11 protein-coding genes and 1 pseudogene are annotated in these 15,405 nt (G+C 73.6%); 4 read left to right on the forward strand and 8 right to left on the reverse strand.

The features are described from left to right. Positions 1-74: 74 nt before the first annotated feature. Positions 75-1,646: an amidohydrolase gene (locus tag AB0950_RS21635; protein WP_366779222.1), complete on the reverse strand. Its 1,572-nt coding sequence runs from the start codon at positions 1,644-1,646 to the stop codon at positions 75-77. Between the two features lie 34 nt (positions 1,647-1,680). After that, positions 1,681-3,201, reverse strand: coding sequence for an APC family permease (locus AB0950_RS21640; protein ID WP_366779223.1), 1,521 nt, complete (start codon positions 3,199-3,201; stop codon positions 1,681-1,683). Between the two features lie 217 nt (positions 3,202-3,418). Between AB0950_RS21640 and AB0950_RS21645 the strand changes: the two genes are divergently transcribed. From AB0950_RS21645 to AB0950_RS21655, 3 genes are all read left to right on the forward strand, one after another. Continuing rightward, on the forward strand, positions 3,419-4,033 hold the full coding sequence (locus tag AB0950_RS21645; RefSeq protein WP_366779224.1) for a TetR/AcrR family transcriptional regulator C-terminal domain-containing protein: 615 nt from the start codon (positions 3,419-3,421) through the stop codon (positions 4,031-4,033). A 143-nt stretch (positions 4,034-4,176) separates the two neighbouring features. Further along, complete coding sequence (locus AB0950_RS21650) at positions 4,177-4,359, forward strand: hypothetical protein (protein ID WP_366779225.1); 183 nt, start codon at positions 4,177-4,179, stop codon at positions 4,357-4,359. 70 nt (positions 4,360-4,429) lie between these two features. Further along, positions 4,430-5,320, forward strand: a complete 891-nt coding sequence (locus AB0950_RS21655) for an SDR family oxidoreductase (protein ID WP_360156248.1) — start codon at positions 4,430-4,432, stop codon at positions 5,318-5,320. A 2-nt stretch (positions 5,321-5,322) separates the two neighbouring features. Here the strand turns inward: AB0950_RS21655 and AB0950_RS21660 are convergent, their stop codons facing one another. The 4 genes from AB0950_RS21660 to AB0950_RS21675 form a co-directional block, all read right to left on the reverse strand. Further along, positions 5,323-6,876, reverse strand: coding sequence for a N,N-dimethylformamidase beta subunit family domain-containing protein (locus tag AB0950_RS21660; protein WP_366779226.1), 1,554 nt, complete (start codon positions 6,874-6,876; stop codon positions 5,323-5,325). Positions 6,877-7,035: 159 nt separating this feature from the next. Further along, positions 7,036-8,034 carry a hypothetical protein gene (locus tag AB0950_RS21665; RefSeq protein WP_366779227.1) on the reverse strand — a complete coding sequence of 333 codons (999 nt, stop codon included), beginning with the start codon at positions 8,032-8,034 and terminating at the stop codon, positions 7,036-7,038. Positions 8,035-8,111: 77 nt separating this feature from the next. Then, complete coding sequence (locus AB0950_RS21670; RefSeq protein WP_366779276.1) at positions 8,112-9,095, reverse strand: aminoglycoside phosphotransferase family protein; 984 nt, start codon at positions 9,093-9,095, stop codon at positions 8,112-8,114. A gap of 72 nt (positions 9,096-9,167) precedes the next feature. After that, positions 9,168-10,304, reverse strand: coding sequence for an ROK family transcriptional regulator (locus AB0950_RS21675; RefSeq protein ID WP_360572985.1), 1,137 nt, complete (start codon positions 10,302-10,304; stop codon positions 9,168-9,170). 89 nt (positions 10,305-10,393) lie between these two features. Here AB0950_RS21675 and AB0950_RS21680 point away from each other — a divergent pair, with 89 nt between their 5' ends. Beyond that, on the forward strand, positions 10,394-11,689 hold the full coding sequence (locus AB0950_RS21680) for a DUF1479 domain-containing protein (protein ID WP_360156237.1): 1,296 nt from the start codon (positions 10,394-10,396) through the stop codon (positions 11,687-11,689). Between the two features lie 113 nt (positions 11,690-11,802). Here the strand turns inward: AB0950_RS21680 and AB0950_RS21685 are convergent, their stop codons facing one another. After that, positions 11,803-13,605: an alkaline phosphatase family protein gene (locus tag AB0950_RS21685; protein ID WP_360156234.1), complete on the reverse strand. Its 1,803-nt coding sequence runs from the start codon at positions 13,603-13,605 to the stop codon at positions 11,803-11,805. A gap of 202 nt (positions 13,606-13,807) precedes the next feature. Then, positions 13,808-15,043 (reverse strand): annotated as a pseudogene (gene efeB / locus AB0950_RS21690) (iron uptake transporter deferrochelatase/peroxidase subunit); the annotation flags it as partial. Positions 15,044-15,405: the final 362 nt, after the last annotated feature.

The following is a 15,405-nucleotide window of genomic DNA, read 5'->3' on the forward strand; positions in this document are numbered from 1 at the left end:
AGGGCCGGTGATCAGCGACGCGAGGCCGTGACAGCGGCCGGTGACGGTGCCGGCGTGCCGCTGGCGGAGCCCCCTCACGCGTCCCGGTGCACCACGTGGCCCCCGGTGACCGTCAGCCGTACCGGGGACTCGGTGAGTTCGTCGGCGGGTGCGAGGAGCGGGTCCAGGGCCAGGGCGGTGAGGTCGGCCCGGCAGCCGGGGGCGATGCGGCCGGCGACGGCGGACTCGCCGGCGGCGGCCGCCGCGTGGCTGGTGCAGCCCTCCAGCGCCTGCAACGGCGTCAGTCCCGGCCGGTGCGCCGCGGCGCCCTTCGGCCGGCGGGCCGTCGCCAGCACGGCGCGGACGTCGTAGTGGGCGATGGGCCAGTCCGAGCCGAGGGCGAGCGTGGCGCCGGCCTCCCGCAGATCGCGCAGCCGCCAGGCGCGGGCGGCCCGGTCGTCGCCGAGCCTGCGGGACCACTCGTCGCTGCCGTCGGCGCGCGTATATCCGGTGTGCGGCGGCTGCAAGGAGGCCGCGACCCCCAACTCGGCGAAGCGGGGCAGGAGTTCGTCGGGCGCCGTCTCGATGTGCTCGATCCGGTGGGCGCCGTGTCCGTTCGGGCCGAGAGAGGCCACGGTGTCCAGCGCGTGCCGGACGGCCGCGTCCCCGATGGCGTGCGTGGCGGTGCGCACGCCGGCCCGGTGCAGGGTGCGGACGGCCTCCGCGTAGGCGTGCGGGTCCGGCCAGAACGCGGCGGTGCCCTGACCGTGGCAGTCGGGGTGCTCCAGCCAGGCGGTGCCGCCCTCGACGGTGCCGTCCATGAAGAACTTGACCCCGCCGACCAGCCAGTGCCGCCCGCCCCTGCCCTGCGCCTCGATCAGCTCGCGCAGCGCGTCGTCGTCGGCGCCCGGCATGCACCAGGGCGCGAACCGCAGCCGTACCGGCAGGACCGTCTCCTCGGCCACCGCCGCGACCAGATCGAGATCGCCGCCGTCCATCACATGCGCCCCGGTGAGCCCGGTCGCGGCCATCGCGGACAGCAACTCCAGCAGCCGGGACCGCTGTTCGGCGTACGACGGCCGGGGCACGACGGCGGTCACCAGGTCCATCGCGGCGTGCTCGACCAGATGACCGGTGGGCCGGCCCGAGGCGTCGCACACCACCTCCGCGTGCTGGGCGAAGGCCCGTCGGCCGGTCACCCCGGCGGCGGCCAGCGCGGCGGCACTGGCCAGGGCGGAGTGGCCGTCGTACAGGCGCAGGAAGGCCGGGACGCCGCCGAGCACGTCCGCGATCAGGTCCTGATGGATGGGGCGGCCCTCGAACGCGTTGTGGTCCAGGCCGTAGCCCACCACCCAGCCCTCGATCCGCTCCGCGCCCGCGAGCGCCGCGCGCAGCCCGGCCAGGTCGGTCACGCCCGACAGATCCGTGCCCGTCGCCATGTTCAGCCCCCACACCGGATGGCTGTGCGCGTCGACGAGTCCGGGCACCAGGTGGGCGCCGCGCAGGTCGACGACCTCGGTGCCGGGGCCGCGCCAGTCCCGTACGTCGTCCGCCTCGCCGACCGCGCTGATCACGTCGTCGTGCACGGCGACGGCGGAGGCGGTGGGGCGGGCGGCGTCGAGGGTGCGGACCTGGGCGCCGGTGAGGATGAGGTCGGCAGCGGGCATCGGGGCGGCTCCTGTGGGACGAAACGGTGTCGGGTCACTCGGCGGGGGAGGTGACCGTGGTGGGGGCGGTGGTGCGGTCGGGACCGGTGGTGCCGGCGCCGTCGCCGGGTTCGGTGGCGAACCGGGCGTAGACGGCCGGGCGGGAGCGGCGCAGCCACCAGGCCAGCGGCAGGCCGAGCAGGAAGACGGCCGGCGCCACCACGGCCAGGAGGGCGTTCACGGTCGCGGACGCCCCGGTGAACAGGTCGAGGTGGGTGATGACCAGCGCGATCGCGGTCACCAGCAGCACGGTGGCGAGGACCGGCGCCACCACCGTGCGGATCCGGCCCTCGTGGTGGCGCACCCGCCGGAAGTAGCACGGTACGGCGATGGCGGCGAGCAGCTGCAGCAGCAACAGGCCGATCATGCCGGGGGTGTTCACCCACAGCAGCAGCTGCTGGTACGGGTCGGCGTGCGCGGCCCAGAACGCGAGCACGACCAGGGCGCCGAGGACGGTCTGGGCGGCTCCGGCGAGGTACGGCGAGCGGTGGCGCGGGTGGATCCGGCCGAGCCGGCGCGGCAGGACACCCTCCTCGGCCAGGGCGAGGACATAGCGGTTGATGGCGTTGTGGAAGGCGAGGAGGGAGGCGATGACGCTGGTGACGATGAAGACGTGCATCAGGTCGGCGGCCCAGCCGCCCACGAAGGTGCTGATCGCGGTGAAGAACAGGCCGGCCGGGTCCTTGCCGGCCGCGCCCACGACCTGGTCGTCGCCGAAGGCCTGGACGGCGATCCAGACGGTGAACGCGTAGAACAGGCCGAGGAATCCGACGGCCAGATAGGTGGCGCGCGGGACCGTCCGCCCGGGGTCGCGGGCCTCGCGGCGGTAGATGACGGTCGACTCGAAGCCGGTGAACGCGGCGAAGGCGAACGCGAGGACGGCCGCCATGCCCGGCACGAGCACATGGCCCGGCGCGAGCGAGGCCGCCGACAGGCCATGGGCGCCGCCCTTGAGCAGCACCCCGCCGGCGAGCAGCACGAGTATGCCGGTCTCGCAGACGAGCAGGACGCCGAGGACCTTGGCGCCGAAGTCGATGGAGCGGTAGCCGCCGTAGCCGATCAGCAGCAGACCGAGCAGGGAGACGGGCAGCCAGGGCACGTCGACGCCGGCGAGGGTGTGCAGGGTGTCGCGGGCGGTGGTGGCGAGCAGGCCGTAGACGCCGATCTCCATGCCGTTGTAGCCGATCAGCGCCAGCAGGGCGGCGCCGATGCCGACGGGCCGGCCGAGGCCCTGCGTGATGTAGGCGTAGAAGGCGCCGCCGCTGGTCACATGGCGGCTCATGGTGGTGAAGCCGACGGCGAAGACGGCGAGGGTCAGGCCGGCGAGGAGATAGCCGACCGGCGCGCCGATGCCGCCCAGCAGGATCGCGAGCGGTGCGACCCCGGCCATGACGGTCAGGGGTGCGGCGGCGGAGACGACGAAGAAGGCGATGTCGGCGGTGCCGAGGGAGCCGGACCGGAGGCCGGCCGCGCCGGACGGCGCCGGCTCCGGTGGCTCGGCGGAGGACACGGACATACGAGGGAGCCCTTCTGGCGGCGGAGGGGACGGGGCCCCGCTGGCGGGGCAGCCGGGTGCGCGGGGCGCCGGCGGGCCGGGGTGGGCCGGCACGTGCCGGAGTCTCCGGGCGCACGGGGGATGGCGGGAGCCCGGAGCCGTAAACCTAAAGGCTTTCGGTTTCCGCAATGTAACCTGCCGTTGGGCACCAGGGAAGACCTCAGGGAGAAGACTGACCATGGGACGGCCGCGCACCCCGCTCCTCGACCGTGAGCGCATCACCGCCACCGCGCTGCAACTGGTCGACGACACCGGAGACTTCAGCGTGCCGCAGATCGCCCGGCGGCTCGGGGTGCAGACCGGCTCGGTGTACCACCATGTGGACGGCCGTGACGGCATCGTGGAACTGCTGCGGGAGCGCGTCAGCGCGGCGATCGACACCGCGACCCTGGACCTGACCCCGTGGGACAAGGCCATCGAGGCCTGGGCGCGCTCCTACCGCGCCGCGTTCGCCGCGCACCCCCGGACGATCCCGCTGCTCATGACCTCGCCGGTGCGCGCACCCCGGGTGCTGGAGCAGTACGAGCGTGCGGTGAGCCTCCTGCTGGACGCCGGGTTCGGCCGCGCCGTGGTCATGCCGCTGATCGTCGCGCTGGAGAACCTGGTGCTGGGCTCGGCCCTCGACCTCGCCGCGCCCGAGGCGATGTGGGAGCTGACGGACCGCATCCCCACCCCGCACCTCGCCGAGGCACTGGCGGCGGTGGGTGAGGGGCGGGCCGACGGTGCCTTCGAGGTCGGCCTGACCGCCTTCATGAACCACGCGCGCACACTCCGCGACGCGGGCAGCCACTAGCCGGCCGTCAGGTCTTCGCGCCGGCGCAGCAGGCCTGGGAGAGCGGGTTTCCCAGTACCGCCAGTAACATGATCACCTTGTTCCGGGTGTACCAGTCAGTCAACTTGGCGTGTCCCAGGATGCGCCGTGCCCGGAGAATGCCGATGTCCTATGTCAACGACGCGCTGGAGAACGCGCGCCTCACCTATGCGCAGCACATGCGGACGTGCCGCCAGTGCCATGCCGACGGCGCCGCCTGTGCCGTGGCCAAGCATCTGCTGCGGATCTACAACAACGCCCGCAGGGAGCACCTGCGGCCGGGAGGACGGCACGCGGGGTCGGACTGAAAGGGCTTTTCGGCCCGTGTGATCCGGGAACCCGGTCGCCGTCCCGTCCCCCGAGACACAGGAGGCCGCCGTGACGGACCAGCACGGTGACCGGCCGAACCCGGTCACCCAGCACCCGCGTCCCGAGTTCCCGTCCCAGGACCAGCCGCATCCGGGCTGGACCGGCCCGATGGACCCGCCGCCCGACCACGGCGAGGACTCCTACCGCGGCGCGGGCCGGCTGGACGGCCGTAAGACCGTGATCACCGGCGGGGATTCCGGGATCGGGCGGGCGGTGGCCCTGGCCTTCGCCCGGGAGGGCGCCGACGTGCTGTTCACGCACCTCGCCGACGAGGAGGAGGACGCCCGGGAGACGTCCCGGCTCGTGGAGGACGCCGGGCGCAAGGCGGTCGCCGTCTCCTGCGACATCCGCGAGGAGGACAACTGCCGGGCGCTGATCGAGCGGGCGGTCGCCGAGTTCGGCCGCATCGACGTCCTCGTGAACAACGCCGCCTACCAGATGGCCCAGCCGGACGGCATCGAGGCGATCAGCACCGAGCAGTTCGACCGTGTGGTGCGGACGAACCTGTACGGCATGTTCTGGCTCACCAAGTTCGCGCTGCCGCACATCCCGGCCGGCGGTTGCATCATCAACTCCACGTCCGTGCAGGCGTACAAGCCGAGCCCGCATCTGCTGGACTACGCGACGACCAAGGGCGCGATCGTCACCTTCACCCAGGGACTGGCGCAGATGCTCGCCGAGCGCGGCATCCGGGTCAACGCCGTGGCGCCGGGACCGGTGTGGACGCCGCTGATCCCCTCGACCCTGCCGGACACGCAGGAGTTCGGGAAGCAGGCGCCGCTCGGCCGCCCGGCCCAGCCCGCCGAACTCGCGCCCGCCTACGTCTACTTGGCGTCCCCGCAGGCGAGCTACATCACCGCGGAGATCCTCAACGCGACCGGCGGCACCCCGCTGCCCTGACCTCAGGCGCCGTACACCTCGCGGACGTTGGCGCGCGGCGCCGGAGCGTGCCGGGCCGCCGGACCCCGCGCGAACGTCCGCAGCAGGTTCTCCGTGGTGCGGGTGACGAAGGCGCGGGTACGGGCGTCCATGCCGTGGTCGCGCCCGAACATGCCCGTCCCGGCCGCCAGTGCCTCCACCCAGCGCATGGTGCCGGTCGCGAACACCCCGGCGCCGCTCGCCGCCGTGTAGTACGCCGAGTCGCTGTGGCTGGGCCGCCCGCCGCACACCAGCGGCGAGTGCGCGATGATCTCCAGCTCACCGGGCGTGGGGGCGCCGGGCGTGACCCGGTCGTACTCCACGCCGACGAGATGCGCGAAGGAGTCCCCGGAGCGTGCGCCGGTGCCCTCGTACAGCCAGTGGCCGGCGGCCCGGACCACATAGGGCGCGTCGACCGGATAGCCCTCGTAGAGCACGCCGGTCAGGGACGACTCGGGGTCCGGGGCGGGCGGCAGCCGGTAGTCGGTGGTGACCTGGGCCGGGTGCGTGTCGTAGCAGGGGTCGGCGCGGTAGTCGGTCTTGTAGCAGACCACCGTACGGTCGTCCGCGGCGTCCCCGGCCTCCAGCCGGACCCGGCGGAAACAGGTGTTGGCGCCGAGGAACGCGACGTTCGTGCCGGCGTCCCGGGCGGCGGTCACATGGGCCCGCTGCCGCGGCGTCCAGTACTCGTCGTGCCCCAGGCAGACGACGGCGTGCGCGCCGCGCAGCACCCCGGGGTCGCGGTGCACGTCCATGCCGGTCGTGTAGGCCAGCGGGATGCCGAGGCGCTCGGCGAGCACCACCAGCGCCCACTCGTACACCTGGAACTTCCCGGTGCCCTCGCCGTCGTAGGGGCGGTCGAAGCTCACCGCGAGGGAGCGGGTGGCGTACGCCCCGGACGCGCCGTTGTAGAGGCTGCTGCCGCCCCAGCGGTTGTACGCCTGCCAGGTGGCGGGGGCGTGCATCAGGACCGTACGGCCCGTGCCGTCGGTGGAGCGGACGATCAGCGGGACGTACCGCTGGTGGCCGGTGTCCGCCTCGAGACGCAGCAGGTAGGCGCCCTCCGGCCAGCCCGAGGTGTCGACCGGCAGCGTCTCGGGCCAGTCGGCGCGCACGGTGCGGGTGGCGGGCAGGACGCGCGGGGCCGGCTGGGCGCGGCCGGGTATGCGCTCGGACGCCCAGACGCGGCGGGCCTGTGTGCCGCCGTACCAGCCGACCCGGAACGCGGACACCCGGAACGACGCGGCGGTGGTCGACACATGGAGCCCGAGCCGCTCGCCCGGGGTCACGCTTACCCGGTCCGCGTATCCGGCCACCGCGTCCGGCGGCCCGGTGGAGGCCAGACGCCAGTCCGCGGTGCCGGGGGCGTCCCGCTCGGCCTCGGGCCTGAGCCGTCCGCCGGGGGCCGTCGTGGAATGGGGATGCGGCGGTGCCGCCGTGCAGGCGGCGGCCGTGCCGAGGCCGGCGCCCGCGCACAGGGTGAGGAAACACCGGCGGCCGAGGCCGTCCGGAGGCGTGGTGCCATGTGCCGTGGCCACTTCACCTCCCGGGTCCGTGTCAGCCCCCAGCGTCCCGACCCCTGCTCGCCCCGCGCAACCCGCACGGCACCGCGGACACCGGCCGGGAGGCCGCGCCGGCACGGCTGTCCGGGGGCGGCGGTGCACTGGGCCGAACGGGTGACATCCGGCCGTGCGCCCTCAGGTGCGGAAACCGACGTGCACGTGATCGTGATGGGTGGCGTCGCTGAAGAACTGACCGGCGCCGCCGCCCGACAGCCGCACCGGTCCGCCCACGTTGTACGATCCCGCGGCCGCCGCGTCCCGCATGAACCGCTCGATCAGACCGCGCGGCGTCGCCGGGTCGACGACGGCATGACCGTCGATTCTCCACACGTCGAAGGCCCGGCCGCGCGGATGGTCGCTGGGCCGGCTGGTGCCGAACACGTCCAGCGGGTGCCCGGAGCGGACGACGCTCACGTCCAGCCGGTACGTCCGCGCCAGCGCCAGCATCGCTTTCGCCACACTGGTGTGCACCTGCCCGCTGCGCAGATCCGCCAGGGCGGCGGGCGGCAGCGCGATCCGGTCGTCGGACAGCACGCCGCGGACGTCCGGCGCGAGCGACCGGGCGGCCGGGCCGGGGTGGGCCGGGCGCAGGGCGTCGACCGTCCAGCCGGAGCCCGACCGGGACAGCCGCACGTCGACCGTCGTCCCGCCCGCGCCGACCCTGCCGCCGCGCCGGGTCCACTGCCGGCACACCACCAGCACGCTGGCCGACCGGGCCAGGATCCCGCCGTACTGTGCGTCCACGACCTGCAGCGCCGCCTGATCCGCCGCCGGCAGCAGCGGCCCGGCCTGCCCGACGAGCGCCGCCGGCTGCCCCAGCGCGGCGACCCTCGCCCGCGCCGCCGCCGCTCCACCGCGCCCCTCGGGCCAGGCGCCGATCGCCTCCACCACCTGCACGGCCCGCAACTTCGCCGTCGGCTGCACCTCGGCTGACGTGGGCCGCCAGGGCGTGGTGCGGGGCAGCGCGGGGGAGGGCGACGGTGACCCGGTACGGGGCGTGGCACTCCGCGACGGGCGCACCGCCGGAGCCGTACGGCCAGAGCACCCCGCCGCGCCGAGCGCGACACCGGCGAGAGTGGCCAGGACGGCACGGCGGCCGGGCGGGGGAGCGGACGGCGCACGGCTGCGAGTCATACGGCCCAGTGTCCGCCGTACGGCGAGGAGCGGGCGAGCACCGGGCGCAAGGCGTCTTCGATACGGCCGGGGCTTCCTCAGAACGGCGGGCCGTCGAGAATCTCCAGCAACGACGCGGCGCTCTGCTCGGCGCCGGGGCTGGTGCCCGACGCGTCCGGGAACGTGCGGCCCCAGGACGCGGCGCGGCCGAGGACGCTCAGGCGCCAGGCGAGACGCGCGCCGCGCCGCAGCTGAGCAGGCGTGCGCCCGTCGCCCGTCCACGGCTCCAGGTAGGCGTCGAGGAGGCGGGCCAGGACCTGCGGGCCGTACCGGGCGCATGCCTTGCCGGCGGGGATGCGCAGGCTGCAGAAGGGGTGCGACACGGCCGCGTCGCCCCAGTCGAAGAAGACGAACCGGTCCGGCGCCGGATGGAACAGCTGGCCGTCGTGCAGGTCGGCGTGGTCGAGGGTGTCCTCGACGCCGAGCGAGGCGAGTTCGGCGCACCAGTCCGCGAGGCGGGGCCGCAGCGCCTCCAGCCGGGCGCGTGCCTCCGGGGGGAGCGCGGCGCCTGTCGCGAGCAGCCGGTCGAAGGCCCCGGGCAGGTCCGGGGTTCTGGTGGAGGGCACGCCCAGCCGCTCGATCTCGCGCGCACGCGGCGTCAGGGCCCGCTGCATGCTCGCGTACCGGCGCAGCAGCTCCTCCCAGGTCCGCGGCCCGACCGGCGCCCGGGCGAGCGCGTCCCGGAACAGCTCCCCTCCGTCGGGCAGCAGGACCCACGCGCGTTCGGCGTCGACGGCCAGCGGCCGCAGCACGTGCTCCGGCACCCAGCGGGCCAGCGCGGCGGTCAGCGGGCCCTCGAAGGCGCTGGCCGGCGGATTCGCCTTGAACCAGACGGCGCCCCGCCCCGCCACGGGCACCCGCACCAGCACGGACCACGGCCGCAGCCGCACCCTCAACTCGCCGCTCTTCCGCAGGCCTTGCGAGGCGAGCTGTTCGCCCACCCAGGCGAGCGCCGTCTCCCGCCACGACTCCTGCTCCCATGGAGTGGGCGCGTACTGGTACGTGCTCCGGTCCACGACGATGGAGAACTCACCTTGCACCGCGCCATCCCACCATCGCCTCCCTGCGCGGGCCACCCCTTTTCCCGTCGCCGCTCAGCCCTCGCCGTGCGCACGGCGGACAATCAGCGTGCGCAGCTCCTCCACGGCGCGCGTGCGGGCCGCCGTCAGTTCGGGAGCGGTGACGGTCGCCGCGGCGACGCGGACGGGACGCGGGCAGCGGGCGACCTGGGCGTCGATCGCGGCGACCAGCCGCGGATGCCGGCCCCACTCGCCGCCCACGACGATCAGTTCCGGGTCGGTGAGGGAGACGGCCGCGGTCAGCACACCGCCGACCGCGCGGGCGAGGGCGGCGCGGACCGTCCGGGCCCGCTCGTCGTCGCCGGCGACAGCCGTCTCCAGCGCCGCGACGTCGATGGCCGTCGAGCCGGGCCGGCGCAGGCCGAGCACGGCGAACACCTCGGTCAGCGGCATGGCCGTACCGTCCGGGCCCGCCGTGGACACATGGGCGATCTCACCGGCGAGCCCCCGGTGCCCGCGCCGCACGGCCCCGTCGGTGACCACGGCACAGCCCAGCCCCTCGCCGAGGTGCACGAAGACGAAGTCGTCGGCGCCCGCCGCGCAGCCGGACTGGTGCTCGGCGCGTGCGGCCCAGTTGACGTCGTTGTCCACCAGCACGGGTCCGGCGACATACGGGCCGAGGACGGCGGCGGGGTCGAGGTCGCCGACCAGGAACGGGGCGTCGGGCAGTTGCACGAGGCGGCCGGTGGCGCGGTCGACGGGGTCGGCGGCGCTGACGACCGCGGTGCGCAGCCCGCCCGGCGCCTCCTCGCGGAGCCGGCCGGCGGCCTGGGCCAGGGCCTCGGCCGCCAGCCGCTCGCCGGCGTCCCGGTCGAGAGCGACCCGGGCCTCGCCGACCGTCTCGCCGTGCACGTTCACCGCCTGGGCCGACACGCCGTACGGCGAGATGGTCGCGACCAGCGCGAGGCCGAGCCGCGGCGCCAGCGCGTGGTAGGAGCCCGCCCGGCCGCGCCCCGTCGTGCGCTCGCCGGTGTCGACCACGAGACCGGCCCGGACGAGGCGCTGCACGCCGTCGGAGATGGTCGGCCGGGAGATGCCGGTCAGGGCCGAGATCTCGGCGCGGGTCAGTCGCGGATGGTCCATGAGGGTGCGCAGCACGTGCTCGTCCGTCAGGGCGCGGAGCATGTCGAGCGAGGGCTTGGCCGGGGTCATGCCGAGCATTCTAGTTAGGACTGTTGCCTAAATCGTGGGCTGCCTCTACGTTGGATTTGGTAAGGAGTCCTAATCAAAGGAGCGGACCGATGACACTCGCCGCCGACCGGCAGGGGACGACCCCCGAGCTGCCGCACTGGGAGACCGTGCCCGAGGACCTGCCCGCCGCGATCCGGGAGGTGAAGCGGGCCCTGCGGGCCCGGATCGAGGCCTCCGGCCGCACCGTCGAGGAGGTGTACGCCGCCGCCGAGCGGCGCGTGGCCGCCCGGGTCGCCGAGATCAAGGCGGAGAAGGAGGCCGGCGGCAGCGTCTGGCCGGTGCTCGACTACGCCGACATCGAGAACGGCACCGTGAGCCCCGCCCAGACGGCCCTGCTGAAGAAGCGCGGCTGTCTCGTCGTACGCGGCCACTTCCCGCGTGAGCAGGCTCTGGCCTGGGACGCCGGCATCGTCGACTACGTCGAGCGCAACCGCTTCTTCGAGACCTACGCGGGACCCGGCGACGACTTCTTCGGCAGCGTCGGCTCCAAGCCCGAGATCTATCCGGTCTACTGGTCCGAGGCCCAGATGGAGGCCCGGCAGAGCGACCGTATGGCCCGCGTGCAGTCCTTCCTGAACTCCTTCTGGACCCACACCTCCGACGGCGTCCAGTGGTTCGACCCCGACCGCGACGCGCTCTACCCCGACCGCATCCGCCGCCGCCCGCCGGGAGCCGACTCCCGCGGCCTCGGCGCCCACTGCGACCCCGGCACCCTCGACCTGTGGATGACCGACGCCTACCAGCGGGCGTTCCGGCACCTGTTCGACGGGACGGTGGAGCGGTACGACCCCTGGGACGCCGCCCACCGCACCGCCGGCCCCCAGTACCCCGGCTCCACCATGTGCTCGGCCTTCCGCACCTTCCAGGGCTGGACCGCGCTGTCCGACATGGACCACGACCAGGGCGTACTGCACACCGTGCCGATCCCGGAGGCCATGGCCTGCCTGCTGTTGCGCCCGCTGCTGCCGGACGTACCCGAGGACGACATGTGCGGGGTCACCGTCAACCGGGTCTTCCCCGCGAGCGGGAAGTGGCACCCGCTGCTCCTGGAAGCGCTCACCGGCATCCCGGACGTCCGCGCCGGCGACTCCGTCTGGTGGCACTGCGACATGATCCACAGCGTGGCCCCGGTGACGGACCAGAAGGGCTGGGGCAACGTCATGTACATCCCCGCCGCCCCCTGGTGCCCGCGCAACGAGCGCTACGCGACCTCCGTGCGGGAGGCCTTCCTCACCGGCTCCAGCCCGAGCGACTTCCCCGAGGAGCACTACGAGCGTTCCTGGACCGGCAGGTTCACCGCCGACCGGCTCAACACCACCGGACGCAGGGGCCTCGGACTGGAGTGACGGAAGCGGCCGGGGCGGCCGCAAGGGAGTGTTCCAGCCGGCCCCGCGCACCGCACGCGAACGCGCCCCCGGTCATCGACCGGGGGCGCGTCAGCGCGTGCGCGTCAGCGGGATCAGGCCTGCTGCCTGCGGCGCAGGGTCAGGTACGTGCCGGTCGCGCCCGCCGCCAGCAGGGCGCCCACGCCGAGGCCGACCGGCAGGGCCGGGAAGCCGGAGGCGTCGGTCGTCGCGGCCGTGTTCTGCATCGCCGGGCCCGGGGTGATGCTGGTGGAGACCGGGGCGACGTGGTGGATCGGGCCGACGTGCTCGACGGAGCCGTCGGTGTTCAGCAGCACCTGCTTGCCGTTCGGGTGCCGGAAGTCGAACATGCCCGCCAGGGGACCGGCGGTGGCGTCGAAGGAGTGGTCGCCGATGCGGCCGGTCCTCCAGTTGTCCTCGATGAACCGGGTGATGGACGCCTGGTTCGTCAGGGTGTGGTCGACCTTGTTGACCTTGCTGTACGGCGAGATGACCAGCAGCGGCTGGCGGGTGCCGGGGCCGCAGCGGTCGGCGTAACCCCCGGCCGCCTTCGGGCCCTTCTGGCAGGCCGGGCTGTCGGTGGCCTTGCCGTTGGAGCCGAGGGAGGTGTCCGTCGAGCCGTTCTTCGGGGCGACGTAGGCGTGGTCGTACCAGCCGTCGGAGTCGTCGTAGGCGACCACGATCGCGGTCGACTTCCACTGCGGCGAGCTCTGGATCGCGTTGATCTCGTTGACCAGGAAGTGCTGCTCGTCGACCGGGTCGGAGTAGCCGGCGTGACCGTCCTGGTACTCACCGGCCTTGAGGAAGCTGACCGCCGGCAGCTGACCCGCCTTCAGCGCGGCGGAGAAGTCGGTCAGGTCGTAGTTGTGGTTGGCCTGACCGCTGTGGCCGATCTCCGCGACGCTCTTCGGCGCCAGGTGGTGCGGGTTCGCCGTCGACTTGTAGTACGCGAACGGGTTGTGGTGCGGGCTGTAGTCGACCACGGAGGCACCGCCCACGTTGGTGTGCGCGGTGTCGCACTTGGCGTACGAGCCGGACGTGCCGTTCCACGCGGTCGAGGGACGGAAGCCGCCCTGGAACCAGCCCCACGACACCTTCTTGGCGTTGAGCAGGTCACCGATGTTCCTGCCCTGCATCGACGCCAGGGCGTTGCTGCTGGTGTGGTCCTTGTTGGAGCAGTCGTCCCAGGCCGGGTCGGGGTCGTTGATCACCGTGCCGACGCCGTTGGCGTCGGGCGACTTGACCGCGTACGGGTCGGGCGTGGACGTCTGCTTGCCGGTCGCCGGGTCCACGGAGATCACGCCGTGCGTGTTGCCGGAGACCAGGTTCAGCGCGCCGGGCGTCGAGGGGCCGTAGTTCGAGCTGAAGGAACGATCACTCAGGGAGTAGTGCTGGGCGTAGTTCCACAGCGCGGTGACGGTGTTGCCGTCGTAGTAGTCCATCACCAGGCCCGGCTCGCCGAACAGGCCGCCGCTGCACTTGTCGACCTCGGTGTTCTGCACGAACTGGTCGGCCTTGCCGCCGTTGTAGGCGTACTGCTCGGGGCCGTAGGAGTGGTTCTGGTCGCAGGTCATCGCCTGGGACGGGGACAGCCGCTTCGGCGCGTACTGGTTCGGGTTGTTCTTCAGCAGCCCGGCGTGCGCGAGGGTGTCGATGTCCTTCGGGGTGTTCTTCGACGCGGTGAACTTCGTGCCGTCGGTGTTGGCGGCCTTCGGGTACGTGGCGAAGTAGTGGTCGAAGGAGATGTTCTCGTCGAAGAGCACGACGACGTGCTTGATCGGCGTCGCGGTCGAGGAGTGCCCGCCCTGTGCCGCGGCCGGCGCCGCCGCCCAGCCGGGCGCGTTGCTGCCGAGCACGGTGAGCGCCGCGGCTCCCGCGAGCGCTCCCAGGCTCCGCATAGCGGCTCGTCTTCCTCTGCTGGCCATGGTGGTTACCCCTCCGGACAGAACGTCTGTGCGTCGTACGAGCAGGGATGCTGCGCCCGTTGCGGGGCGTGTCGGCGGAGCCATCATGGCGTGCGGGTGAACACCGAGTCAGGGATACCAGGGCAAAACTTGACCGTGTGTTGACCCATTCGGCGGCCGAGTTGTCCGGACAGGTTCAGCCGAACAGGGCGCGCCCGTACCAGTCCTGAGCGTCCCGCACGCCGGGCAGCGCGAAGAAGTAGCCCCCGCCGAACGGGCTGATGTAGTCCGTCAGCGGCTCACCCTTCAGCCGGTGCTGCACGGTCTCGAACTGCCGCTTCACGTCCTGCTGGTAGCAGCAGAACAGCAGGCCCATGTCCAGGTTGCCGTTGGCGTCCATGCCCCGGTCGTAGTTGTAGGCCCGGCGCAGCAGGCGCTGGCCGTCGGTGGCGGAGGTGCGGGGGTTGGCGAGCCGTATGTGCGCGTCCAGCGGGATGACGTCACCCTTGGGGTCGTCGGCATACTTCGGCGTGTCGTACTCGTGGTCGCCGTCCAGGGGCGCGCCGGAGGAGCGGGCCCGGCCGAACATCCGCTCCTGCTCGCTGAGCGAGACCCGGTCCCAGAACTCCACCAGCATCCGGATCAGCCGTACGACCTGGTAGCTGCCGCCGGTCGCCCACTCCGGCTCGCCCATGCCCTTGCCCACCCACACCAGGCGGTTCATCTCGCGGGCGCTGCCGGTGTCCGGGTTCGCGGTCCCGTCCTTGAACCCCATCAGATTGCGCGGGGTCCCGGACGGCCGGGGCGGGCTGGAGAAGCCGTCCATCCGCCAGCGGACCTGCGCGGCGCCCCGGGTGTGCCGGGCGATGTCGCGCAGCGCGTGCAGGGTGATGTCCGGCTCGTCGGCGTGCAGTTGGAGGCTGAGGTCGCCGTGGCACCAGTCGGGCTTCAGGTCGTCGTCGGGGAACTCGGGCATCGCGGTCAGCCGCCGCGGCCTGAGCGGGGCCAGCCCGAACCGGTCGTCGAAGAGCGAGGCGCCCGCGCCGACGGTGACGGCCAGTTGCCCGGACGGCAGCCGGTCGCCGAGGACGCCCGAGTCGGCGGGCGGACCGGTGATGCCGACCGGCGACGCAGTCCCGCCCGAGGTGAGGAAGCGGGCCCGGTCGGTGAGCGTGCGCAGCAGCTCGGCGAGTTCGGAGCGGCTCTCGGCGGTCACGTCGAGCGAGACGAAGACGCAGCTGCGACGGGGCGCGGCGATCGCGGAGGCCTGGTGGACACCGTGGAAGGGGGCGATCGCGGCAGTGGCGTCCGCCGTACTGCTGCCGGGGGCGGCGGCGCTCGTGGCGAGACCCGCCCCCGCCAGCGCGGCGCCCCGCAGGAAGCCACGCCGCGCCAACCCGCCGGTCCGCTCGAGAGCGCGACGGCTCCGCCCCTCGGGACGGTCGACGCTGGGCCGGTCGGGTGCCTCGTGACGGCCGGCGCCGGTCCCGTCCGGTCCCTCGTGCGGGGCGGTGCCGGGCCTGTCAGCTGTCTGATGACGGCCGGTGCCGGTCCTGCCCGGTGCCTGGTGGCTGCTGGTGCTGGTCCTGTCCGGTCCCTCGTGCGGGGCGGTGCCGGTTCTGTCAGGTGTCTGATGACGGGCGGTGCCGGTCCTGTCCGGTGCCTGGTGGCGGCTGGTGCTGGTCCTGTTCGGTCCTTCGTGCGGGGCGGTGCCGGTTCTGTCAGGTGTCTGATGACGGGCGGTGCCGGTCCTGTCCGGTGCCTGGTGGCGGCTGGTGCTGGTCCTGTTCGGCG

The sequence above is a fragment of the Streptomyces sp. NPDC007189 genome, assembly GCF_040703635.1.
Classification (GTDB): Bacteria; Actinomycetota; Actinomycetes; order Streptomycetales; family Streptomycetaceae; genus Streptomyces.